Raw genomic sequence first — 23,167 nt, forward strand, 5'->3', positions numbered from 1 at the left:
GAGATGAAGGTGTGCTGGGGCCCGGCGCGAGCATCCCCCTGCTCGGCCCACTCCTGGACAAGCGAGGGGTGTCGTGCCGGTTCCGGAGCGTGCTCGAAACTGCTCAGGCAGGCTGCTCAGGCAGTTGGGGAGGCTCCCGGAAGAAAAGGTGGTCCCGGAAAGGGACACGAAGCAACGCGCCACATAGACGTCGATTGCAGACTTGAGGTTAACACTACCGGCTCCAACAAACATTCCCCCTCTCACTCACCGGCAATCACTTCTCGCTAAGACGCGAGCGGCAGCACGCTCGCACCCCGGGCGTCGAGAGCGAGCCGGTTGGCCGCCCATCCCTCGCCCGCCAGCCGTGCGACCTTGTCGGCCGCACCGTCCTCGGCCAGCGCCAGCACGGTCGGCCCGGCACCGGAGATCACCGCGGGCACACCGTCGGCGCGCAGCCGGTTGACGAGCTCCACGCTCTGCGGCATCGCCGGTGCGCGGTACTCCTGGTGGAGCCGGTCCTCGGTGGCCGTGAGCAGCAGCTCGGGGCGCCTGGTCAGGGCCTCGACGAGGAGCGCGGCGCGGCCGGCGTTGAAGGCGGCGTCGACGTGCGGGACGCTGCGCGGCAGCAGTCCGCGGGCGGTCTCGGTGAGCACCGGCTTGCCGGGAACGAAAACCACCGGAACGATGGAATCTGCGGGGTCCATCCTGATGGCGCGGGCCGATCCGCCGTCCATCCAGGCGAGCGTGAATCCGCCCAGCAGGCAGGCCGCGACGTTGTCGGGGTGGCCCTCGATCTCGGTGGCGAGCTCCAGCAGCGCCGCGTCGTCGAGCCGGGCGTCACCGCCGGTCGTCACGGCGCGGGCGGCGACGATGCCGGCGCAGATCGCGGCGGAGGAGGAGCCGAGGCCGCGGCCGTGCGGAATGCGGTTGGCGCAGACGATCTCCAGCCCGCGGGGCTGTCCGCCGAGCAGGTCGAAGGCGGTGCGCATGGACCGTACGAGCAGGTGCTTCTCGTCGCGGGGCAGCGTGTCCGCGCCCTCTCCGGCGATGTCGATGTGCAGCCCGGAGTCGGCGACCCGGACGACCACGTCGTCGTAGAGGCCCAGCGACAGGCCGAGGGCGTCGAAACCGGGGCCCAGGTTGGCGCTGGTCGCGGGGACGCGCACCCGGACGGCGGCGGCTCGGAAGGCGGGACCGGCCATCGCTTTGACGACTCTCCTTGTGAGGCGGCGGGGAATGCGAGGAGCTGCGGTGTCCTTCGGGGCTCTCGCGGCTCTTCGGGTTCTGCTCTGTACGGCTCTTCGGGGTTCTGCCGGGCTGGGGATTTCCGGGGTCTGCGGGTGTGTGGGGATTCTTCGGGGCGCGTGCGGCGGCGGGTGAAGCCCTGATCCCGGGAATGAACCGACGGCCGCAACGGCCCGAACACCCCGGCTCATTCGGCGGGGCGGGTTGGGTACAGCTTATCGAAGGAAGGTTCTGTCGCGACATAGGGCGCACAGGAGGCGCACGATGCGTGTCGCACCCCTTCGATGCGCTCTCTGCCCCTGAAAGCGGCGTTTGGACCGGCTTTCCGATGAGCCGCGGCGGCCGTACCCGGGGTCCGTCGTCCGGACCCCGGGCACGGCCGCAACCGTGGCGGGGTACGGCTACGCGAGGCCCAGCTTCTCGGCGGCGGTGACCGCGTCGACCGGGACGGTGACCGGCTGGGGGGCGCCCGCGACGGCCCAGTCCGGGTCCTTCAGGCCGTTGCCGGTGACCGTGCAGACGATCTTCTGGCCGGGGTCGACCTTGCCCTCTTCGGCGGCCTTCAGCAGACCGGCGACGGACGCAGCCGAGGCGGGCTCCACGAAGACGCCCTCCTGCGAGGCCAACAGGCGGTAGGCGGCCAGGATCTGGCGGTCCGTCACCTCGTCGATGAAGCCGCCCGACTCGTCCCGCGCGGCGAGCGCGTACTGCCAGGAGGCCGGGTTGCCGATCCGGATGGCGGTGGCGATGGTCGACGGGTCCTTGACGATCTCGCCGCGCACGATGGGCGCGGAACCGGAGGCCTGGAAGCCCCACATCCGCGGCTTGTGCGTGGACAGGCCGTCCTTGGCGTACTCCGTGTAGCCCTTCCAGTACGCGGTGATGTTGCCCGCGTTACCGACCGGGAGGACGTGGATGTCCGGGGCGTCGCCGAGCGCGTCGACGATCTCGAAGGCGGCGGTCTTCTGGCCCTCGATACGCACCGGGTTGACCGAATTGACCAGCGCCACGGGGTAGTTGTCCGAGAGCGAGCGGGCCAGCGTCAGGCAGTCGTCGAAGTTTCCGTCGACCTGGAGGATCTTGGCGCCGTGGACGAGCGCCTGGCCCATCTTGCCGAGCGCGATCTTGCCCTGCGGCACGAGGACGGCGCAGACCATTCCGGCCCGCACCGCGTACGCGGCGGCGGAGGCGGAGGTGTTGCCGGTGGAGGCGCAGATGACGGCCTGCGCGCCCTCCTCCTTGGCCCGGGTGATGGCCATGGTCATACCGCGGTCCTTGAAGGACCCGGTGGGGTTGGCGCCCTCGACCTTGAGGTGCACCTCGCAGCCCGTGCGCTCGGAGAGAACCTGAGCGGGTACGAGCGGCGTACCGCCCTCACGGAGCGTGACGACGGGCGTCGTGCTCGTGACCGGAAGACGGTCCCGGTACTCCTCGATGATGCCGCGCCACTGGTGGGTGCCCTTGGTGGTCATGGGTCCTTACTCCCCTTCAACACGCATGATGCTGGCGACACCGCGCACGGTGTCGAGCTTGCGCAGTGCCTCGACGGTCCCGGAGAGGGCGGCGTCGGGCGCGCGGTGGGTGACGACGACGAGGGATGCCTCGCCGCCGCCCTGTTCGACGCCGGCTTCGTCGCCGCCGCTCGAATTCCGGCTCTGCTGGCGGACCGTGTCGATCGATACGCCCTGCTCGGCGAAGACCGTCGCCACCTGGGCGAGCACGCCCGGTTTGTCGGCCACGTCGAGGCTGATGTGGTACCGCGTGACGACGTCGCCCATGGGGCTCACCGGCAGACGCGTGTACGCGGACTCTCCGGGCCCGGGGGCCTCGTTGAGTTTGTTGCGGCAGACCGCGACGAGGTCGCCGAGGACCGCGGAGGCGGTCGGTGCGCCACCGGCGCCGGGACCGTAGAACATCAGCTGCCCGGCGGCCTCGGCCTCGACGAACACCGCGTTGTACGCCTCGCGGACGGAGGCCAGCGGGTGGCTGAGCGGGATCATCGCGGGATGCACGCGGGCCGTGACGGACTCCCCGTCGGCTGCCCGCTCGCAGATGGCGAGGAGCTTGACGGTGCAGCCCATGCGGCGGGCGGAGGCGATGTCCGCGGCGGTGACCTCGGTGATGCCCTCGCGGTGCACGTCGCCGATCCGCACCCGGGTGTGGAAGGCGATCCCGGCGAGGATCGCGGCCTTGGCGGCGGCGTCGAAGCCCTCGACGTCGGCGGTCGGGTCCGCCTCGGCGTACCCGAGGGCGGTGGCCTCGTCGAGCGCCTCGGAGTAGCCGGCGCCGCTGGTGTCCATCTTGTCGAGGATGAAGTTCGTGGTGCCGTTGACGATGCCGAGGACCCGGTTGACCTTGTCGCCGGCCAGGGACTCGCGCAGCGGCCGGACGAGCGGGATGGCACCGGCCACGGCGGCCTCGTAGTAGAGGTCCCGGCCGTGCTGCTCGGCGGCGGCGTGCAGGGCCGCGCCGTCCTCGGCGAGCAGCGCCTTGTTCGCCGAGACGACGCTCGCGCCGTGCTCGAAGGCGGTGGTGATGAGCGTACGGGCCGGCTCGATGCCCCCGATGACCTCGATGACCACGTCGATGTCGCCCCGTTTGACCAGGGCGGTCGCGTCGGTGGTGATCAGCGCGGGGTCGATGCCCTCGCGGACCTTGGAGGGCCGGCGCACGGCGACGCCGGCGAGCTCCACCGGTGCGCCGATGCGCGCGGCGAGGTCGTCGGCGTGCGTCGTCATGATGCGGGCCACCTCTGAGCCGACCACTCCGCAGCCCAGCAGCGCCACCTTCAGCGGACGCGTACGCATCATCCGACCTCGTTTCCTTTACATCTGATGTGTGAACCAGTCTCACTCACCGGACGGGGGTTTCCGCCACCCGTCCGGATCCTGAGATGTTTGGCGGGGCCCGGGGGTGTCCCCCGGAATAACGCGTCAGCCGACGTCGAGACGCAGAAGATCTTCCTCCGTTTCGCGCCGGACGATGACCCGGGCCTGTCCGTCGCGCACGGCGACGACGGGCGGGCGCAGGGCGTGGTTGTAGTTGCTCGCCATGGAACGGCAGTACGCCCCGGTCGCCGGGACCGCGATCAGGTCGCCGGGGGCCAGGTCGGAGGGCAGGAACGCGTCCTTGACCACGATGTCACCGCTCTCGCAGTGCTTGCCGACGACCCGGACGAGCATCGGCTCGGCGTCCGAGGTCCGCGAGACGAGGGCGACGCTGTACTCGGCGTCGTACAGCGCGGTGCGGATGTTGTCCGACATGCCGCCGTCGACACTGACGTACGTACGCAGCCCTTCCAGGGGCTTGATGGTGCCGACCTCGTACAGCGTGAAGGCCGTGGGCCCGACGATGGCGCGGCCGGGCTCGACGGAGATCCGGGGAGTGGCGAGCCCGGCGGCCTCGCACTCGCGGGTCACGATGTCGCCGAGCGCCTTGGCGATCTCGTGCGGCTCGCGCGGGTCGTCGTCGGAGGTGTACGCGATGCCGAGGCCGCCGCCGAGGTCGATCTCGGGCAGTTCGACGCCGTGCTCGTCGCGCACCTCGGCCAGGAGCTGCACCACGCGGCGGGCGGAGACCTCGAAGCCGGCCATGTCGAAGATCTGCGAGCCGATGTGGGAGTGGATGCCGATGAGTTCGAGCCCGTCGAGGGTGAGTGCCCTGCGGACGGCCTCGGCGGCCTGCCCGTCGGCCAGCGCGATGCCGAACTTCTGGTCCTCGTGCGCGGTGGCGATGAACTCGTGGGTGTGCGCCTCGACGCCGACGGTCACCCGGATCTGTACGCGCTGGCGCTTGCCGAGCCGCTGCGCGGTGTGGGCGACGCGGACGATCTCCTGGAAGGAGTCGAGCACGATCCGGCCGACCCCGGCCGAGACGGCCCGCTCGATCTCGTCGACGGTCTTGTTGTTGCCGTGGAAGGCGATGCGCTCGGCGGGCATCCCGGCGTCCAGCGCGGTGGTCAGCTCGCCGCCGGAGCAGACGTCGAGGTTGAGCCCCTCCTCCTGGAGCCAGCGCACGATCGCGCGGGAGAGGAAGGCCTTGCCGGCGTAGAAGACATCGGCGTCGGGTCCGAACGCATCGGACCAGGCGCGGCAGCGGGCCCGGAAGTCGGACTCGTCGAGGAAGTACGCCGGGGTGCCGAACTCCTCGGCCAGCCGGGAGACTTCGATCCCGCCGACGGTCAGGGCACCGTGCTCGTCCCGGGTGACCGTGCGGGCCCACACCTTCTCGTCCAGGACGTTGAGGTCCTCGGCGGGGGCGCTGTAGTGGCCCTCCGTCATGACGTCGGCGTGACGGGGCCCGGCGGGGTGTGCGGATCGGCTCATCGTGATGCTCTGCTCTCTCGGGTCTCTCAGAGGTGTTCGGGTGCGCTGATACCGAGCAGGGACAGGCCACCGGCCAGCACCGTCCCGGCGGCCTCGGCGAGGGCGAGCCGGGAGCGGTGGGCGGCCGAGGGTTTCTCGTCCCCGACGGGAAGCGGTGAGGCGGCGTCGTGGAAGTCGAGGAAGGCGCGTGCGACCGCTTCGAGGTGCCGGGCGAGCCGGTCGGGGGCACGGTGGCGTGCGGCGGCGAGCAGTGCGGCGGGGTGGTCGGCGAGAAGCGTGAGCAGCGCGCCCGCCTCGTCGCCGCCGGGCTCCTCGCCGGGCTCGCTCGTGACACCGAGGAGTGCGGCACCACGGGTCAGCGCGTGGACGCGGGCGTGTGCGTAGCGGACCAGGAACAGGGCGTTGCCCTCGCCCTGGACGAGGAGGTCGTCGCCGAGCGGGGCCCGGTCGTGCCCGGCGGGCCGCAGCAGCCCCCAGCGGGTCGCGTCGGGCCCGAGCCGGCGGAGCAGCTCGCCCGCGGTGGCGCCGGCCGGGACGGGCCGTATCTTCGCCGGAAAGGGTTCCTCGGCCTCGACGGTGATCCCCAGCCGCGCCCAGTCCGGGTCCGGCACCCCGTCGCAGCCGATGTGCGCACGCGCGCCCTGCGATCGTACGAGCCCGCCCACCACGTCGGCGGTGACGGCGGCCCGGACCTCGCTCGCGTGGCTGCACCGCAGCAGGTCGCCGGCGAGTGCGTCGCCGTGCCCGTACCGCGGCCCCTGCTCGCGCACCCGGGCCATCAGCGTGGCAAACGCGTCGGCGGAGGCGTCGAGCGTGAAGTTCAGGAATCCGGGCCCGGTGATCTCGACCCGCCCGATGCCGGGCGTCCCGGCCACCCGCTCCCGCAGGATCTCGGCCACGTCCCGCGCGGACAGGGCAGCGGGTCCGGCCAGCTGGAGCGCGACGGCGCTGGCGTAGTCACCGCGTCCGCCGGGCCGCGTCCTCTCGACCCGCACGCGCGCGGGCACGGGGGCACGCAAGGCGTTCTCGTCGACCGCGCGGCGCACGGCGCGCAGCACGGTCATGGAGAGATCGGCGGGGGTCACGGGACAAGCGTATGGGAGAAAGGGGGGCCTTTCGCCAACGCGTTTCGCCATCCGGTCACCCGGCGGCGTTCTCCGCCCGTCCGGCGCCCTGCCTGCCGTCGAACGCGGGCGGCCGCCCGCGTTCCATCAACTGCCGTACGACCCGTACCAGCTCGCTCGGCTCGAAGGGCTTCGCCAGGAACGCGTCGACGCCCGCCGCGACCCCGTTGTCCACCTCGTACGGCGTGCAGGCGCTGATGATCGCCACGGGCAGATGCCGGGTGCGCGGGTCGGAACGCAGCCTGGTGGCCGTCTGCAGACCGTCCAGCCGGGGCATCACGACGTCGAGCGTGATCACATCGGGACTGACCCGATGCACCAGATCCAGACACTCGACACCATCGGCCGCGGTCACGACCTCGAAGCCCTCCAGCTCGAGATTGACCCTGATCAACTGCCGGATGACCTTGTTGTCGTCGACAACAAGCACGCGGCCGCATGCCCCTGACACTCTTCGAGAGTAGGCGGGGCGGAGTGGCTGCGTCCGGGTTTTGCCCACTTCCGCCCACGGACGGGCGGGGCGGAGGGTGGCCGGATGTGCGTGCGATGGGCGGGGGCGTATCTGCGTCGGGGCATGCAAAAAAGGCTCTGGTCAGCATTTCTGCTGGCCAGAGCCTTGATTCCGGAAGTGCCCCCGGCAGGATTCGAACCTGCGCACCCGGCTCCGGAGGCCGATGCTCTATCCCCTGAGCTACGGGGGCGTATCGCTGTGTTGCTCTGCGACGGGTGAAACACTACCAGCTTCCACGGGGTGTCCGTGAACAGGTATTTCCGCGTCGCGGCGAGGGACCCGGGGAGTCCGGGTCCCTCGACCGCCACCCGCTCAGGCCACCGGCAGCCCCGGTGCCGGATACCCGTCCATCAGGTCCTTCACCTCGGCGCGCACCTTCGTGATGACGGACTCGTCGCCGGTGCGGGCGGCGGTCGTCACATGGTCGATCCAGCGCGCGACGGTGGCCATCTGCGAGGCGGGGACGCCCCGTGAGGTCAGGGCGGGGGTGCCGATGCGGATGCCGGAGGGGTCGAAGGGTTTGCGGGGGTCGTAGGGGACGGTGTTGTAGTTGACGACGATGCCGGCGCGGTCCAGGGCCTTGGCCGCGGTCTTGCCGGGGACGTCCTTGTTCGTGAGGTCGATCAGGAGGAGGTGGTTGTCCGTGCCTCCCGAGACGAGATCGAAGCCGCGGGCCGCCAGTTCCTCGCCCAGGGTGCGGGCGTTGGTCACCACGTCGTGGGCGTAGGTGCGGAAGGCCGGTGCGGCGGCTTCGCGCAGGGCTGCGCCGATGGCCGCCGTGGTCTGGTTGTGCGGGCCGCCCTGGAGGCCGGGGAAGACGGCGCGGTCGAGGGCGCGGGCGTGTTCGGCACGGCTCAGCAGCATCGCGCCGCGGGGGCCGCGCAGGGTCTTGTGGGTGGTGGTGGAGACCACGTCCACGTGCGGGGCCGGTGAGGGGTGTGCGCCGCCGGCGATCAGGCCCGCGATGTGGGCGATGTCCGCGACGAGGACCGCGCCCACCTCGCGGGCGATCTCGGCGAAGCCGGCGAAGTCGATCTCGCGGGGCACGGCGGTGCCACCGCAGAAGATCACTTTGGGCCGTTCGGCGCGGGCCAGGTCGCGGACCTCGTCCAGGTCGACGCGGCCGGTGTCGCGCCGCACCCCGTACCGCACGCCGTTGAACCAGGTGCCGGTGGCCGAGACGCCCCAGCCGTGGGTGAGGTGGCCGCCCATGGGGAGCGACATGCCGAGCACGGTGTCGCCGGGCTTGAGGAAGGCCAGGTAGACGGCGAGGTTGGCCGGGGAGCCGGAGTAGGGCTGGACATTGGCGTGGTCCATGCCGAAGAGCGCCTTGGCCCGGTCGACGGCGAGCGTCTCGACCTGGTCGATGATCTGCTGGCCCTCGTAGTACCGCTTGCCGGGGTAGCCCTCGGAGTACTTGTTCTGGAGCACGGTGCCGGATGCTTCGAGCACGGCCGCGGAGACGTAGTTCTCACTGGGGATCAGGCGGAGGGTGTCGGCCTGGAGTTGTTCCTCGGCGGCCACCAGCGCGGCGAGTTCGGGATCTGCTGCCGCCAGGGCGGGGTGGCGGGGGTTCGAGGGTACGGATGCGGTCACGGGATCCTCCCGGGTCGGCCGCTCGCTGCGGCGTGGACCCGGATGCCCAGGCGGACGGCTCTCCGGAGATGACGCCCCGGGCGGGCCCGGGGTGTGCCGCTCCCTCGTGGTCGATTCCACTGAGCACCCCGGCAGGGGCGCGCGCCAGTCGCAGCGGTTCGTACCCTACTCGGCGGCGGACCCGTGAGTCCGGAATACCGTCCGGACGGACAGGCGGCCACGGCGGCGGGCGACCGGGATCATCCGGAGTGATCGGGAGCAACCGGGCGGCACGGTGCGAGCTCGGCCAATCGGTGCGAACTCCCCGGCTCCGGGCAGCCTTTGGCCCATTCTTGATCAATGCATGCCCCTTACATGAGGTGTTCCTCGCCAGAGTGGCGCATTGCATGCGCACAACATTCGGCACATGCGCCACACGCGAGACCCAGATCGCAGGGGGTTGTTTTGAGAATCAGCCGCACCCGACGACGCGCCGCGCTGAGCATGGCGGCGACGCTGCCGCTGCTCGCCGGAGCGCTCACCCTCGGGATAACCGACGCCAGCGCGGATTCCGCGACGGGCGGCCGGGACGCGCTGCAGGGCACCAAGCCGGCCTGGGCCACCGCCACGGCCGATCAGGGAGCCACGGCCGACAGCGGAAAGGTCGCCGTCCGGGTCCACCTGGCAGGGCGGGACGCGAAGGGGCTTGCGGCCTACGCGGCCGCCGTGTCCGACCCGCAGTCGCCGTCGTACGGGAAGTACCTGAGCGCCGCACAGGCGCAGGCGCGGTTCGGGGCCACCCAGGACCAGATCGACCGGGTCAGCCGGTGGCTGGAGGCCAGCGGGCTGACCGTCACCGGCGCCAACCAGCACTACGTCTCGGCCACCGGCGAAGTGGGCCAGACCGAGAAGGCGTTCAGCACTCAGCTGCGCAACTACCGCAAGGGCAGCCGCACTTACCGCGCGCCCGCCTCCACCGCCTCCGTGCCCGCCGCGCTGAGCGATGCCGTGCTCGCCGTCTCCGGCCTCGACAACGCGCCGCACAGGTCGAGCCACGACGAGGTGCTGCCGCCGCCGGACGCGGTGTTCCGCAACTCCGGGCCGTCCTCCTCGTACTTCGGGTCGAAGACCGCCTCCACCCTGCCGAGCGCCTACGGATCCAAGGTGCCGTACGCCGTCAAGGGGTACACGGGCAAGCAGCTGCGCTCCGCGTACGGGGCCGGCGGCTACACGGGCAAGGGGGTCACCGTCGCCATCACGGACGCGTACGCCTCGCCCACCATCGCGAAGGACGCCGCCCAGTACGCGAAGCGCAACGGTGACGCGCCCTACCGCCGCGGTCAGTTCAGCCAGGTGCTGCCGGACGACTACACGAAGACCGAGGAGTGCGGGGCGTCCGGCTGGTACGGCGAGGAGACCCTCGACGTCGAGGCCGTGCACGCCGTCGCGCCCGCCGCGGACATCGTGTACGTGGGCGGCGCCTCCTGCTACGACAACGACCTGCTGGACTCGCTGAACAAGGTCGTCGACCACCGCCTCGCGGACATCGTCTCCAACTCGTGGGGCGACGTCGAGGCCAACCAGACGCCCGACCTGGCGCTCGCCTACGACCAGGTGTTCAAGATGGGCGCGGTCGAGGGCATCGGCTTCTACTTCTCCTCGGGCGACAACGGCGACAACGTCGACTCGACCGGCACCAAGCAGATCGACGTGCCGTCCAACTCCGCCTGGGTGACCTCGGTCGGCGGTACGTCACTGGCCGTCGGCAAGCACGACACGTACCAGTGGGAGACCGGCTGGGGCACGCTGAACGCCCCGCTGGCGGCGGACGGCAGGAGCTGGGCCGGCTTCCCCGGGGCGTACACCTCCGGCGCGGGCGGCGGCACCAGCTCCACGGTGAAGCAGCCGTCCTACCAGCGCGGCATCGTGCCGGACTCGCTGGCGAAGGCGAACGGGGCGACCCGGATGCGGACGGCCCCGGACATCGCGGCCGTCGCCGACCCGAACACCGGCTTCCTGGTGGGTCAGACCCAGACGCTGCCGGACGGATCGCTGGGTTATGACGAGTACCGCATCGGCGGTACGTCGCTGGCGGCGCCGGTCATCGCCGGTGTCCAGGCCCTGGCCCAGCAGGCGCAGCACGGTCGCCCGATCGGTTTCGCCAACCCGGCGATCTACGCCCGCTACCACTCGAAGGCGTACCACGACGTGACGGACCACCCGCTGGGTGCCCACCGTGACCTCGCGGTCGCCCGGGTGGACTTCATCAACGGCTACGACGCGGCGGACGGGCTGCGGACCTCGGTGCGGAGCCTCGGCAAGGACGCCTCGCTCTCGGCGGTGCGGGGCTACGACGACGTGACGGGTGTCGGGACGCCGGCCTCCGGCTATGTGAGCTCGTACCGCAGGCGCTGAACCTGCGGGGCGGGATGTGAGCCGGCCGCCGCGGGGGCGATCCCCCGCGGCGGCCGGCCTGTCATGCGGAGGCCCGTTTGCGGGTGGCCGTCTTCGTGCCGCTCTGCTTCTTGGCCGCCGTCTTCTTGGACGTGGTGCTCTTGGACGTGCCGGACTTGGACGCACCGGCCTTGGACGCGGTCTTCTTCGCGCCGGACCCGCCGCTGGACGCGCTCTTCTTCGCCGCCGGTCCGCCGCTGCCCGCCGTGGACTTCTTCGCCCCCGAGGACTTGGGCGAGGAAGCGGTCTTCCGGGAGGCGCCGGAGGACGAGGAGCGCGACACCGACTTGCCCGTGGGGGTCCTGCGGGTGGTGGAGGCCGACGGCTTGCGGTCCGCGAGCGAGGTGACCGACGCCTTCTCCTCGTCCGCCCCGGCCTCCTCGCCCTCCTCGCCCTCCTCGCTCCCGTCCTCGCCGCGGGCCTCCTTCGCCGCCCGGACACTGCTCTCCAGGGCCGCGAGGAGGTCGATGACCTTGCCGCCGCCGGAGCCCCCGGCCTCGGGCTGCTCCAGGGTCTCGCCGGAGGCCTTGGCCGCGATGAGTTCCTCGACCGCCTCGCGGTAGTCGTCGTGCAGCGAGTCCATGTCGACCTCGCCGAGCGTGTCCATCAGCGCGTCCGCCAGGTCGAGCTCGGCGTCACGGACCGACACGTCGCTCTCCGGGGCGACCCCTTCGGGGGCCCGGATCTCGTCCGGCCACAGCAGTCCGTGCATCGCGATCACGTCGTCGACCACCCGCAGCATCCCCAGGCGCTCCCGCCCGCGCAGCGCGTACTTGGCGAGGGCCACTTTCTGGCTGCGCTTGAGCGCCTCGCGCAGCAGGGTGTAGGGCTTGGCGGCCGGCACCCCGTTGGCGGACAGGTAGTACGCCGCGTCCATCTGGAGCGGGTCGATGGAGTCGGCCGGCACGAAGGCGACGATCTCGATCGTCTTGGCGGTGGGCAGCGGGAGCGAGCCGAGGTCCTCGTCGGTGATCGGGATCATCGAGCCGTCCGCGTCCTCGTACGCCTTCCCGATCTCGGCGGACGTCACCTCCTCGCCGTCCAGCTCGCACACCTTGCGGTAGCGGATGCGGCCGCCGTCGGCGGCGTGGATCTGGCGGAAGGAGATCGAGTGGTTCTCGGTGGCGTTGACCAGCTTGATCGGGATGCTGACCAGCCCGAAGGAGATGGCGCCGTTCCAGATGGACCTCACCGGTCACCCCTTACATGCGTTACGTCCCTGTAGATCCGTATTTCATGTGATTCTTATCGTATGACGCCGATCACCGTGGTGGAGGGGCGGCGGGTGCCGCTCAGCAACCTGGACAAGGTCCTGTATCCCGCCACCGGCACCACCAAGGGCGAGGTTCTGCACTACTACGCGGCCACGGCGGCCGAGGTCCTGCTGGCACACCTGCGGGACCGGCCCCTGTCCTTCCTGCGCTATCCGGACGGGCCGGACGGGCAGTTGTTCTTCACCAAGAACCCGCCGCCCGGTACGCCGTCCTGGGTACACACCGCCCCGGTGCCGCACCACGAGAAGGAACAGGCCCGGCAGGTCGTCGTCCAGGACCTCGCCTCGCTGATGTGGGCGGCCAATCTGGTGGTGGAGTTCCACACCCCGCAGTGGCGGGCCGGGTCGCCGGGGGTGGCCGACCGGATGGTGTTCGATCTGGACCCGGGTGCGCCCGCGACGGTCGTGGAGTGCTGCGCGGTCGCTCTCTGGCTGCGGAAGCGGCTGGCGGCGGACGGGCTGGAGGCGTACGGCAAGACGTCCGGGTCCAAGGGGCTGCATCTGCTCGTACCGCTGGAGCCCACCGCCTCCGAGCGGGTGTCGGCGTACGCGAAGGCACTCGCCGTCCAGGCGGAGAAGGAGCTTCCGGATCTGGTGGTGCACCGGATGAGGCGGGCGCTGCGGCCGGGCAAGGTGTTCGTCGACTTCAGCCAGAACGCGGCGGCGAAGACGACGGCCACCCCGTACACCCTGCGGGCGCGGGCCGAGCCGGCCGTCTCCGCGCCGGTCACCTGGGAGGAGATCGAGGCGTGCCGCGGGGCGGGGGCGCTGGTCTTCCTCGCCGACGACATGCCGGCGCGGCTGGACCGGTACGGCGACCTGCTGGCGCCGCTCACCGAACCGGGCCGGGGGCGGCCGATTCCGGACACTCCGTAGGGCTCCGATGGCCGGGACATACCGCATCGGCGCAGGTCTTGTCATGTTCAAGGGCAAAAGGCGGCATCGGGCGGGTGGATTGTCCGAGCGGTGGTGCACACTCTGCGCAGGACACTGCTTCGTGGGAAACCGTGGGGAGGCGATGGCGTGTTCGCGGGGATCGACGAGGTCGACTGGGCCTCGATGGAGCATGCCTACGGGCCTGCCGACGACGTGCCGGCCCTGCTTCGGGGCCTGGCGTCCGCCGACCCGTCGGAGCGCGAGGCCGCGCTGGACGGCATGTACGGGGCGGTCCACCACCAGGGCGACGTCTACGCCTGCACGCTCGCCTGCATCCCCTTCCTCTTCGAGCTGGTCGTCGACCCGCTGGTCCCGGACCGCGGGGGCATCGTCGAGCTGCTGACCAGCATCGGCGGCATCGACATCGACGAGGAGGACATCGGCGAGGCCGAGGACGACGCGGAGGGTGCGGCGAACTACGCGATGGCGGCGGCGGCCGTCAGCGCGGGCGCCGGGGTCTTCTTCGCCCTGATGGCCGACGAGGATCCGGGCGTGCGGGTCTCCGCGCCGCTGGCGCTGGCCACGCTGCACGGCAGTCCGGCCCGGGTCCTGGCCCTGCTGCGCGAGCGGCTGCCGCTCGAACCGGACGACGAGGTGCGGCTCGCCCTGGTCGAGGCCGCGGGCCGGGTCGCGCTGCGCCACGGCCCGCTGGCCGGCCCGATCGCCCACTGGCTGAGCCGGCTGGCCGCCGAGGCGGACGGGCCGGGGCTTCGGCTGGCGGCCCTGGCCCAGCTGGCTCGGTGCGCGCCCGAGGCGTTGCCGGGCGATGTGGTGCGGATGGTGGCGGGTCTGCTGCGGCAGCTGCGCTCGGCCCCCGCGGCGCCGGAGGTCCCCGGGGCGGGGTCCCGGGCGCTCGGGGCAGCGGCGGATCCCGCCTGTGCCGAGGCCGCGCCGCTGACCCTGGTGGGTCAGCTGCGGGCACCGGCGGCCGAGGACGGGTCCGGGCGCGCGGCGCCCTGGACGGCCGCGCTGCTGCGCACGCTGCACGTCGGTCTCGACGACCGGGTCGCGGACCGGACGGCGCTGCTGACCGATCAGCTGTGCAGCCCCGACCCGGGCCAGCGCATCGACGCCGTCCGGATGAGCGGCGGGCTGATCCGGTCCTGGCGCGGTTCGTACGGGGAGCTCGTCCGGCTCGTGGGCGATCAGCTCGTCTCGGACGAGCCGAAGCTGGCCGAGGCCGCCTCGCACGTGCTGGAGGAGCTGTTCGGCCTGGCCGCGCCCGCGGGCGACGCGCTGGCGGCGCGGGTCGCGGCCGATCCGGGTGCCTGGGTGAAGGAGTGGGCGAGCGGGCCGCCGGGGCTCGGCAGCGCGGTGAAGGCACTGGCCCGGCTGGGCGACGTGCGGGCGGTGCCCGCGCTGGCGGCGGCGCTGGAGCGGCCCGAGGTGCCGCACGACGTGGGGTTCGCCATCGGGCATCTGGGGGCGGCCGCCGCGCCGCTGGCCGGTGTGCTGCGCCGCCGGCTGGGCGAGGTCGGGCTGGACGAGGAGGCGTACGACCGGGCGAGTCCGCTGCTGGCCGGGCTGACCGCGCTCCGGGCGGGCGAGGCGGCGCCGGAGGTGCTGCGGATCCTGCGCGGGGCGCCGGAGTACCGGGGCGAGTGGCTGCGTACGGCGGCGCTGCGGGCGCTCGGCTCGTTCGGGCCCGCGGCGCACTGCGCGGTCCCGGAGCTGCGGACGCTGATCCGGCGCGCCGGGACGCCGGGGGCCACGGAGGCGGCCGAGGCCCTCTGGGCCGTCGACGGGGACGTGGGGGCGGTGCTGCCGGTCCTGATCGAGGGGCTCCAGGCGGAGCACGCGCGCGAGCGGCGGGCGGCGGCGAGCGCGCTGGGCCGGCTCGGCGCCCACGCCGCGGTGACCGCGCCGCGGCTGCGGGCACTGCTGCTGCACGAGGAGCTGTGGCTGCGGGTGGACGCGGCGATCGCCCTGTGGGAGGTTTCGGGACGGGCCGAGGAGTCCGTTCCGGTACTTCTCGCGGCCTGGGAGAAGAACCGTCATGTCAGGGTTCGGGTGGCCGAATGCCTGGCGCGGGCGGGGGCTGCTGGTGCAGGGTCGGAGGCGGCGCACGCGCTGCGCGCCGAACTCGCCTCCGTACGCCGTCACCACGCGATGGACGGCGGATACGGCAGCCACGACACCTACGAGGACGAGAAGCTGCTCGCGCTCTGCCGCCGGGCGCTCCTGGGGAATACGGGGAAGGGACCCACGACATGATCATTTTTGGTACGCGAGGCTATCTCTACCAGCTGGCGGTCCTGACGCTGGTCTGCGGCTGGTGCGGGAATCCGGCGGCGCACACGCTGCGCAAGCGGGTGACGAAGTTCACGCTGTTCTTCGTGCCGCTGTTCCCCTTCTCGACGAAGTACGCGACCCAGTGCACGTTCTGCGGCGGGGAGCAGCAGATCCCCAAGGAGCAGGCGGACCAGCTGCTGGCCCAGCACGTGGCCGCGCAGGGCGGTAACCCCTTCGGCCAGTCCCCGCAGCAGCCGGGCTACGCTCCGGGCTCCCAGGGCCAGGCGCAGGGCCAGAACCCGTACCAGCAGTAAATACGCTTAAGGGACTTCCTTCCGAATAAGGTCTACGGAGCCGGGGCCGTGCGCGCACGCGTGGTCCGGACCGGCGGCCGTCGGAACGGGAGGAAGACATGCGTCCGCAGCACCGGACGGGGCGAGGCGCGGCTGCCGCCGTGGCGGCGCTCACGGGCGCCGCCCTGCTGGCCGGATGCGGCACCGGCGGCGAGCTGAAGAGCGCCGGACGGCCGCCTGCCGCCATCGGCCCCGCGCGCCTCTGGCCGGAGCTGCCACCGGCCTCGGCCGCCCCCTACGACTACGGCGAGGGCGAGACCGCGCACATCCCCGGGATCACCGTCCCGGGCGGGGACGTACGCCGGCTGGACCCGGTGGCGGTGGTGCAGGCGGGACTGAACGCCCGCCCCGACCGGTCCAGCGGCACGGACGCGCTCCCGGACGCGGCCGTGCAGCGGATCAGGGCCTGCCGGACGGCGCCCGCCTCCTGCCCGGTGCTGAAGCCGTACTACCGCGATCTGACGGGAGACGGCCGGGACGAGATGATCCTCGCCATCCAGCTGGCCGCCCGTCAGCTCTCCGTACGCGTCTACATGCCGGAGCCGAGCGGGCTCACCCGGATCATGTCGACCTCCGACGCCGTGATCAGCGTGGAGCTGGCGGGCCGGGCCCTGGTCATGCGGGCGCCTTCGGCCATCACGGGGTACGAGTACCGCACGGCCTGGTCCTGGGACGACCGGCAGCGCGCCATGCTGCCGACCCAGGAGGAGATCCTGCGGATGGACGCACGGCCCGCTCCGGGCCGCCGCCGTGCCCCGAGCGTCCGGCCCTCCGCCCCGCCGACCGCCGACGCGAGCCCGGGGCCCGGCACGGAGGCACCCTCGCCGGCCGTGACCGCGGAGCGCCGGTGAGTCGCCCGCGGACGGGCGCGCGCCGGGTCCGCCGACGAGGCCGGCGGCTGCGGCTGCCCGCCTGGACCGCGACGCTCACCTGGAGGGCCGCCGTCTTCATCACCGTGATGTGCTGCGTCCTCGCCGCCCTGCTCGGCGTCCTGGTGCACACCGCGGTCACCCGGCAGACGGTCGGCCATGCCCGGGAGAAGGCGCTCGCCCGGCTGGAGACGGCCACCGCCGCCTACCAGGCGGGCAGGGCGCTGCCTCCGCGTTCCGGGATCGACCCGCCGGGGCTGCCCGCGTCGCTGCGCGCCCTGGCGGTGGAGGACGGGAAACGGGGCACCATGGTCGCCGACCGTCTCGGCCGCCCCACGATGTGGGCGGCCGCCCCGGCGGACGGGCGCGCCCTGGCGACACAGGTCGACTACAGCCAGAGCGCCCGCACGATCAACGGACTGGACGGGGCGATCCTCGGCTCCTCGCTGCTGGCCATCGGCGCCACGCTGCTCGTCGGCGCGTTCTCCGTCACCCGGGTCACCCGGCGGCTGCACCAGACCGCGCAGGTGGCCCGGCGGATCGGCGCGGGCGATCTGGACGCCCGGGTCGACGACCCCCGCACGGCCGACCCCTCGCGCCGGCCGGACGAGGTCGCGATCGTCGCGGGAGCGCTCGACACCATGGCCTCCGCGCTCCAGCGCAAGCTCGTGGCCGAGCAGCGCTTCACCGCCGATGTCGCGCACGAGCTGCGCACCCCGCTGACCGGTCTGTCGGCCGCCGCCGAGCTGCTGCCGCCGGGCCGCCCCGCGGAGCTGGTCCAGGACCGGGTCCGGGCGATGCGCGCCCTGACGGAGGACCTGCTGGAGATCTCCCGGCTCGACGCCCGGACCGAACAGGTCGACCTCGATGTGCACGAACTGGCACCGCTCGCCGAGCGGGTGGCCCGCGCCTCGGGCAGCGGCACCGAGGTCGAGGTCGTCCGGGACGGACCGCCGGTGCGGGTCGAGACGGACAAGCGGCGCCTGGAGCGGGTGCTCGGCAATCTGATCGGCAACGCGCACCGGCACGGCAGCCCGCCGGTGGTGCTGACGGTCGCCGGGCCGGTGGTGACCGTACGCGACCACGGCCGGGGCTTCCCCGGCTATCTGATCGCGGGCGGTCCGCAGCGCTTCCGCACGGAGGGCGGTACCAAGGGCCACGGCCTCGGTCTGACCATCGCCGTCGGGCAGGCGGAGGTGATGGGGGCCGAGCTGGTCCTGGAGAACGCGCCGGACGGCGGTGCGCTGGCCCGGCTGACGCTGCCGGAGTACGTACGCCTGGACGACGGCGACGAGGACCCGCCGCGCTCCCCCGCCGGACCCTGACGGCCGGACGGCACCCGGACCCCACGCACCTTCCATGAGGACATAAGGGAAATAACACCCACCTCTTGCTACGTTGCGTGGCATGACCGCAACGACGGCGGACGCACCCCCGCCCGAGCTGCGCCTGCCCAAGCGGCGCGGCGTAGAACTCTCGCTCCTCATCGGGGCCGTCCTCATCTCCGTCTACGGCTACGCCGCCGTCGGTCTGGCCCACGACGACGCGGTCCCGCCCGACGTCGCCGGATACGGCGGCGGACTCGGGCTGCTGGCCCTCCTCGCCCATCTCGCCGTCCGCTTCCGCGCCCCGTACGCCGATCCGCTGCTGCTGCCCATCGCCGTGCTGCTCAACGGGATGGGCCTGGTGCTGATCTACCGGCTCGATCTGGAGACGCCGAAGGACCAGGCGGCACCGACCCAGCTGATCTGGTCGACGCTCGGTGTCGCGTTCTTCATCGCGGTGGTGGTGTTCCTGCGCGATCACCGGGTCCTCCAGCGCTACGCGTACCTCTCGGTCGCCGCCGCCCTCGCCCTGATGATCGTGCCGATCTTCTTCCCCGCGGTGAACGGCGCCAGGATCTGGATCAGGGTCGGCGGATTCTCCTTCCAGCCGGGCGAGTTCGCCAAGATCCTGCTCGCCGTGTTCTTCGCCGCCTACCTCGCGGCGAACCACAACGCCCTCGCCTACACCGGCCGCAGGATCTGGAAGCTCCAGCTCCCCACCGGCCGGGTGCTCGGTCCGATCGTGGCGATCTGGCTGATCAGCGTCGGCGTCCTGGTCCTGGAACGCGATCTGGGCACCTCGCTCCTGTTCTTCGGCCTGTTCGTGATCCTGCTGTACGTGGCGACCGGCCGGACCGGCTGGATCGCGGTCGGACTGCTGCTGGCCGCCGTCGGCGCGTTCGCCGTCGGCTCCTTCGAACCGCATGTGCACAGCCGGGTGCAGGACTGGCTCGACCCGTTCGCCTCCATCGACGCCGGCCGGGGCCCCGGGCAGCTCGCCCAGTCGCTGTTCGCCTTCGCCGCGGGCGGGATGCTCGGCACCGGGCTGGGGCTCGGCCACTCCATCCTCATCGGCTTCGCCGCCAAGTCCGACTTCATCCTGGCGACGGCCGGTGAGGAGCTCGGCCTGACCGGGCTGACCGCCCTCTTCATGCTGTACGCCCTGCTGGTGGCGCGCGGCTACCGGGCCGGGCTCGCCCTGCGCGACGCGTTCGGGCGGCTGCTGGCGATCGGCCTCGCCTCGATCCTGGCGCTCCAGGTGTTCGTGATCGCGGGCGGAGTGATGGGGCTGATCCCGCTGACCGGTATGGCGATGCCGTTCCTCGCGCAGGGCGGCTCGTCCGTGGTCACCAACTGGATCATCGTGGCGCTGCTCATCCGGGTCAGCGACGTCGCCCGCAGACCCCACCCCGACGAGGTCGAGACCGGCGTCGTCGCACCGGTACCGGAGAACGAACGGTGATCCCGCATCCGCCGACCGCCCTGGGGGCCCGGACATGATCCGCTACATCCGCCACGCCGCCGCGTTCTGTCTGCTGCTGCTCGTGGCACTCCTCGTCAACGCCGCCCGCATCCAGGTCTTCGAGGCCGACGAGCTCGACGACAACTCCGCCAACCGCCGCACCACGATCGACCGTTACGACCAGCCGCGCGGCAACATCCTGGTCGGCGGCCGGTCCGTCACCGGCTCCGAGGACACCGGCGAGCAGCTCGCGTACGAACGCACCTACCGCGACGGGCCGCTGTACGCGCCGGTGACGGGGTACGCCTCGCAGACCTACGGCACCACCCTGATCGAGAACGCCGAGGACGCGGTCCTCTCCGGCACCGACCCCATGCTCGCCCCGCTCCCCTTCTGGAACGAGGTCACCCGGGACCGGCAGCCGGGCGGCGATGTCGTCACCACCATCAGGGACTCCATGCAGCGCGCCGCGTACGAGGGGCTCGGCGGCCGGCGGGGCGCGGTCGTGGCCCTCGAACCGACGACCGGCGAGATCCTGGCCCTGGTCTCGACGCCGTCGTACGACCCCGGGCGGCTCTCCGGCACCGGGTCGTCCGTCACCGACGCCTGGCGCGAGCTCAACGCGTCCACGAGCCAGCCGATGCTCAACCGGGCGATCCGGCAGACGTATCCGCCCGGCTCCACGTTCAAGATCGTGACGGCGGCGGCGGCCCTGGACGCCGAGGTCGTCACCGATCCGGACGCCGCGACCGACACCCCGTCCCCGTACGTCCTGCCGGGCACCTCGACCACGCTGCCCAACGAGGCCCGGGGCTGCGAGAAGGCGTCGCTGGCCGAGGCGATCCGGGCCTCCTGCAACACCGTGATGGCGCATCTGGGAGTAGAGGTCGGCCTGGACGGCATGGTGGAGGCAGCCGAGAAGTTCGGCTTCAACGACTCCGGCCTGAAGATTCCTTCCGGGGTGGCGAGGAGCAACTTCGACACGGACATGAGCGACGACCAGCTGGCCCAGTCCGCGATCGGCCAGTTCAACACGACGGCCACCCCGCTCCAGATGGCGATGGTGGCCTCCGCCGTGGCCAACGGCGGCGACCTCATGTATCCGCACCTGGTGGACCGCACGACCACGCACGGCGGCTCCACCGTCCGCACCACGGGATCGCGTTCGTACCACCGGGCGATGAACCCGATGACGGCGACGCAGCTGCGGCAGATGATGACCGACGTGGTGCAGGACGGCACCGGCACCAACGCGGCGATCGACGACGCGACGGTCGGCGGCAAGACCGGCACGGCCCAGCACGGAATCGACAACTCCGGTCTGCCCTACGCCTGGTTCATCGCCTGGGCGCAGGCGGAGGGGTCGGCCAGGCCCGCCGTCGCCGTCGCCGTGGTCGTCGAGGACGCCTCCGCCGACCGGGCCGACATCAGCGGCGGCGGCAGCGCCGCGCCGATCGCCCGTTCCGTCATGGAGGCGGCCCTGGAAGACTGAGTCCATGACGGCTTCCCGGCAGGTCTCCGAGGCGCTGGCCGCGATCGGACGGGAGGACCCGCGGCTCTGCGCGTTCCTCGACGTGTGGCCGGGCGAGGCACTCGCCCGGCTGCCGGAGGCGGCCCGGCTGCCCCTCGCCGGAATGCCGTTCGCGGTGAAGGGCCGGGCCGGGATCCGCTCGTACGCCGCGCGCCGGCTGATCGCGGCCGGCGGTGTCCCGGTCGGCTCGACGGCCGTACCCGGCCCCGGCACGCACTGGAAGACCTGGGGTCTGGGCACCCACGGACGCACCGTCAACCCGTGGCGGCCCGACCGGACACCGGGCGGGTCCTCGGCGGGCTCGGCGGTGGCGGTCGCGGCGGGTCTGGTGCCCCTGGCGACCGGCAGCGACGGAGCGGGGTCGGTGCGCATCCCGGCCGCCTGGTGCGGGGTGTTCGGGCTGAAGACGACCAACGGGCTGCTGCCTTCGCCCGACCGCTCCGGCCTCGCCGCCGCCGGGGTCCTGACCCGGACGGCCGCACAGGCGGAGACCTATCTGCGCTGTGTCCTGGACGGCTGCGGACCGGCCACGGCCGAACTGCCCCTGCGCGCCGCCCACGACCAGGACCTGGGGTTCGCCGACGTCGACCCGGAGGTGGCGGCGGTGGTGCGGGGCGCGGTACGGCGGCTGGCGGCGGCGGGAGTGGTACGGCTCGTGGACGGCGGATGCGCGCTGCTGGACCCCGGGGCGGCGTGGCAGGCCGTACGGGACGGAACGGCGGAGCCGCGCCTCGGGGAAGTCCGGCGCGAGAACGACCGCAGGCTCGACGCCTTCTTCGCGGACACGCCCCTGCTGCTGACGCCGGTCACCCCCAACCGCCCGCACGGCCACGACGGTCCGGGCGAGTTCTTCTCCACCTCACTGACCTGGGCGTTCAACCTGAGCGGGCATCCGGCGGCGAGTGTGCCCGCCGGATTCACCCCGGACGGCTGCCCGGTCGGACTCCAGCTGGTGGCGCGGCGCGGTGCCGACGCCCAGCTGCTCGCCATGGCCCGCGCGGTGGAGGAGGCGCTGGGTCCCGTACGGCCGTGAGCGACGGCCACCGGGCCGGCGCCGGGTCAGCCCGCTTCGGCCGCGGCTATCGGCTTGCGGGACTCGGCCCTGACCCTGGCGGTGTCCAGGGCGGCCTTGTCCAGGTCGACCTTCGCCGGGTCCTGGAGCGCGGTCTCGGCGGTGACGACGGCGACGAAGGACGCGGTGTTGTCGTCGCCCCAGGCGCACATGGGCAGGGTGCTGGTGACGCCGCCCTCCTTCGACCGGACGACCTGGCAGGACACCGTGATCCCGTAGCCCTCGGGGGTGAACTCCCGGGCGGGTACGGCGATGGTCATGCCCTCGTTCTGCACCGCGCCCTCGAGGATCTTGTCCCGGGTGAACTCGGGGCCCTTGATCCGGCCCCACATCCCGGAGATGACCAGGGTGCCGCCGCTCTCGGAGGTGTACTGGGTGACGACGGCCTTCGCGTCGCGGATGGTCGGGTCGTAGGTCTGCTCGACGTCCTTCCCGTCGGTCGACGAGGAGTCCTCGAGCAGCGTGTACTCGTCGTCCAGCAGCTTCTTCGGCACGGTCAGCCGGTACTCGGCCGCCGGGAACTCCCCGGCCGACGGGATGCCGCCGGCCTTGTCCACCTCGTCCACCAGCCGCGAGACGCCGAAGGCGATGCCGCCGGCCACCACCAGGGCGCCGAGGGTGATGCCGACGATCAGACCGGTCCTGTTCCGCCGCGGCGGCGGCATCCCGGGCCAGCCGGGCGCGCCGGGTGCCGGAGCGCCCCACGGCTGGGGTGCCTGCGGATACCCGTAGGGCTGCGGCTGCCCCGGCACCGGCTGCTGGGCGTACGGATTCTGCTGGGGCTGCTGCGGGGGTCCGTACGGGCCCTGCGGCGCTCCGTACGGACCCTGCGGGGGCTGGGGCGGGGGCGTGGTCATGGCGCCCAAGTTACGCCACATGGGAACACCCTTTCGTACGC

The 23,167-nt window shown here is 72.4% G+C and carries 18 protein-coding genes and 1 tRNA gene; 9 read left to right on the plus strand and 10 right to left on the minus strand.

The window, feature by feature from the left end; genetic code table 11:
- Positions 1-266: 266 nt before the first annotated feature.
- From thrB to glyA, 8 genes are all read right to left on the minus strand, one after another.
- On the minus strand, positions 267-1,184 hold the full coding sequence (gene thrB, locus ACIQMX_RS00595; protein ID WP_363074570.1) for a homoserine kinase: 918 nt from the start codon (positions 1,182-1,184) through the stop codon (positions 267-269).
- A gap of 444 nt (positions 1,185-1,628) precedes the next feature.
- The gene (gene thrC / locus ACIQMX_RS00600) at positions 1,629-2,699 is read right to left on the minus strand and encodes a threonine synthase (protein ID WP_363074572.1); all 1,071 of its coding nucleotides are present in this window, start codon (positions 2,697-2,699) and stop codon (positions 1,629-1,631) included.
- Positions 2,700-2,705: 6 nt separating this feature from the next.
- Complete coding sequence (locus ACIQMX_RS00605; protein ID WP_363074574.1) at positions 2,706-4,037, minus strand: homoserine dehydrogenase; 1,332 nt, start codon at positions 4,035-4,037, stop codon at positions 2,706-2,708.
- Between the two features lie 123 nt (positions 4,038-4,160).
- A complete protein-coding gene (gene lysA / locus ACIQMX_RS00610) occupies positions 4,161-5,552 on the minus strand; it encodes a diaminopimelate decarboxylase (protein WP_363074576.1) in 1,392 nt (463 codons plus the stop codon).
- Between the two features lie 26 nt (positions 5,553-5,578).
- A complete protein-coding gene (nrtL, locus tag ACIQMX_RS00615) occupies positions 5,579-6,637 on the minus strand; it encodes an ArgS-related anticodon-binding protein NrtL (protein ID WP_402474135.1) in 1,059 nt (352 codons plus the stop codon).
- A gap of 55 nt (positions 6,638-6,692) precedes the next feature.
- Positions 6,693-7,106, minus strand: a complete 414-nt coding sequence (locus ACIQMX_RS00620; protein WP_363074580.1) for a response regulator — start codon at positions 7,104-7,106, stop codon at positions 6,693-6,695.
- Positions 7,107-7,305: 199 nt separating this feature from the next.
- Positions 7,306-7,377, minus strand: a tRNA-Arg gene (locus ACIQMX_RS00625).
- Positions 7,378-7,499: 122 nt separating this feature from the next.
- Positions 7,500-8,783, minus strand: coding sequence for a serine hydroxymethyltransferase (gene glyA, locus ACIQMX_RS00630; protein WP_402474139.1), 1,284 nt, complete (start codon positions 8,781-8,783; stop codon positions 7,500-7,502).
- 483 nt (positions 8,784-9,266) lie between these two features.
- Here glyA and ACIQMX_RS00635 point away from each other — a divergent pair, with 483 nt between their 5' ends.
- The gene (locus tag ACIQMX_RS00635; protein WP_402475551.1) at positions 9,267-11,177 is read left to right on the plus strand and encodes a protease pro-enzyme activation domain-containing protein; all 1,911 of its coding nucleotides are present in this window, start codon (positions 9,267-9,269) and stop codon (positions 11,175-11,177) included.
- Positions 11,178-11,238: 61 nt separating this feature from the next.
- Here the strand turns inward: ACIQMX_RS00635 and ACIQMX_RS00640 are convergent, their stop codons facing one another.
- A complete protein-coding gene (locus tag ACIQMX_RS00640) occupies positions 11,239-12,408 on the minus strand; it encodes a Ku protein (RefSeq protein ID WP_402474142.1) in 1,170 nt (389 codons plus the stop codon).
- Between the two features lie 60 nt (positions 12,409-12,468).
- On the opposite strand from ACIQMX_RS00640, the gene ligD reads away from it, so the two are divergent.
- The 8 genes from ligD to ACIQMX_RS00680 all read left to right on the plus strand — a co-directional run bounded on the left by ligD (position 12,469) and on the right by ACIQMX_RS00680 (position 22,230).
- A complete protein-coding gene (gene ligD, locus ACIQMX_RS00645; protein ID WP_363074587.1) occupies positions 12,469-13,365 on the plus strand; it encodes a non-homologous end-joining DNA ligase in 897 nt (298 codons plus the stop codon).
- A gap of 147 nt (positions 13,366-13,512) precedes the next feature.
- Positions 13,513-15,639, plus strand: coding sequence for a HEAT repeat domain-containing protein (locus ACIQMX_RS00650; RefSeq protein ID WP_402474145.1), 2,127 nt, complete (start codon positions 13,513-13,515; stop codon positions 15,637-15,639).
- Positions 15,636-15,971, plus strand: a complete 336-nt coding sequence (locus ACIQMX_RS00655; protein WP_326657954.1) for a zinc-ribbon domain-containing protein — start codon at positions 15,636-15,638, stop codon at positions 15,969-15,971. Before ACIQMX_RS00650 ends, ACIQMX_RS00655 begins: the two co-directional genes overlap by 4 nt.
- Positions 15,972-16,069: 98 nt before the next feature.
- Entirely contained in the window at positions 16,070-16,861 is a 792-nt protein-coding gene (locus ACIQMX_RS00660) for a hypothetical protein (RefSeq protein WP_363074591.1), read from the plus strand.
- Positions 16,858-18,204, plus strand: a complete 1,347-nt coding sequence (locus tag ACIQMX_RS00665; protein ID WP_363074593.1) for a HAMP domain-containing sensor histidine kinase — start codon at positions 16,858-16,860, stop codon at positions 18,202-18,204. Before ACIQMX_RS00660 ends, ACIQMX_RS00665 begins: the two co-directional genes overlap by 4 nt.
- Positions 18,205-18,286: 82 nt before the next feature.
- Positions 18,287-19,666, plus strand: a complete 1,380-nt coding sequence (locus ACIQMX_RS00670; protein WP_363074595.1) for an FtsW/RodA/SpoVE family cell cycle protein — start codon at positions 18,287-18,289, stop codon at positions 19,664-19,666.
- A gap of 34 nt (positions 19,667-19,700) precedes the next feature.
- A complete protein-coding gene (locus ACIQMX_RS00675) occupies positions 19,701-21,158 on the plus strand; it encodes a peptidoglycan D,D-transpeptidase FtsI family protein (protein WP_402474150.1) in 1,458 nt (485 codons plus the stop codon).
- A gap of 4 nt (positions 21,159-21,162) precedes the next feature.
- On the plus strand, positions 21,163-22,230 hold the full coding sequence (locus ACIQMX_RS00680; RefSeq protein WP_402474153.1) for an amidase family protein: 1,068 nt from the start codon (positions 21,163-21,165) through the stop codon (positions 22,228-22,230).
- Positions 22,231-22,256: 26 nt separating this feature from the next.
- Here the strand turns inward: ACIQMX_RS00680 and ACIQMX_RS00685 are convergent, their stop codons facing one another.
- On the minus strand, positions 22,257-23,126 hold the full coding sequence (locus ACIQMX_RS00685; RefSeq protein ID WP_363074601.1) for a hypothetical protein: 870 nt from the start codon (positions 23,124-23,126) through the stop codon (positions 22,257-22,259).
- Positions 23,127-23,167: the final 41 nt, after the last annotated feature.

It is taken from the genome of Streptomyces sp. NPDC091416, from assembly GCF_044756845.1.
GTDB lineage: Bacteria > Actinomycetota > Actinomycetes > Streptomycetales > Streptomycetaceae > Streptomyces.

Coding starts and splice junctions, on each gene's coding strand:
- thrC (WP_363074572.1), bottom strand. CDS start 2,699: ATGACCACCAAGGGCACCCACCAGTGGCGCGGCATCATCGAGGAGTAC.
- ligD (WP_363074587.1), top strand. CDS start 12,469: ATGACGCCGATCACCGTGGTGGAGGGGCGGCGGGTGCCGCTCAGCAAC.
- ACIQMX_RS00660 (WP_363074591.1), top strand. CDS start 16,070: ATGCGTCCGCAGCACCGGACGGGGCGAGGCGCGGCTGCCGCCGTGGCG.
- ACIQMX_RS00655 (WP_326657954.1), top strand. CDS start 15,636: ATGATCATTTTTGGTACGCGAGGCTATCTCTACCAGCTGGCGGTCCTG.
- lysA (WP_363074576.1), bottom strand. CDS start 5,552: ATGAGCCGATCCGCACACCCCGCCGGGCCCCGTCACGCCGACGTCATG.
- thrB (WP_363074570.1), bottom strand. CDS start 1,184: ATGGCCGGTCCCGCCTTCCGAGCCGCCGCCGTCCGGGTGCGCGTCCCC.
- ACIQMX_RS00680 (WP_402474153.1), top strand. CDS start 21,163: ATGACGGCTTCCCGGCAGGTCTCCGAGGCGCTGGCCGCGATCGGACGG.
- ACIQMX_RS00685 (WP_363074601.1), bottom strand. CDS start 23,126: ATGACCACGCCCCCGCCCCAGCCCCCGCAGGGTCCGTACGGAGCGCCG.
- ACIQMX_RS00675 (WP_402474150.1), top strand. CDS start 19,701: ATGATCCGCTACATCCGCCACGCCGCCGCGTTCTGTCTGCTGCTGCTC.
- ACIQMX_RS00635 (WP_402475551.1), top strand. CDS start 9,267: ATGGCGGCGACGCTGCCGCTGCTCGCCGGAGCGCTCACCCTCGGGATA.
- ACIQMX_RS00605 (WP_363074574.1), bottom strand. CDS start 4,037: ATGATGCGTACGCGTCCGCTGAAGGTGGCGCTGCTGGGCTGCGGAGTG.
- ACIQMX_RS00670 (WP_363074595.1), top strand. CDS start 18,287: ATGACCGCAACGACGGCGGACGCACCCCCGCCCGAGCTGCGCCTGCCC.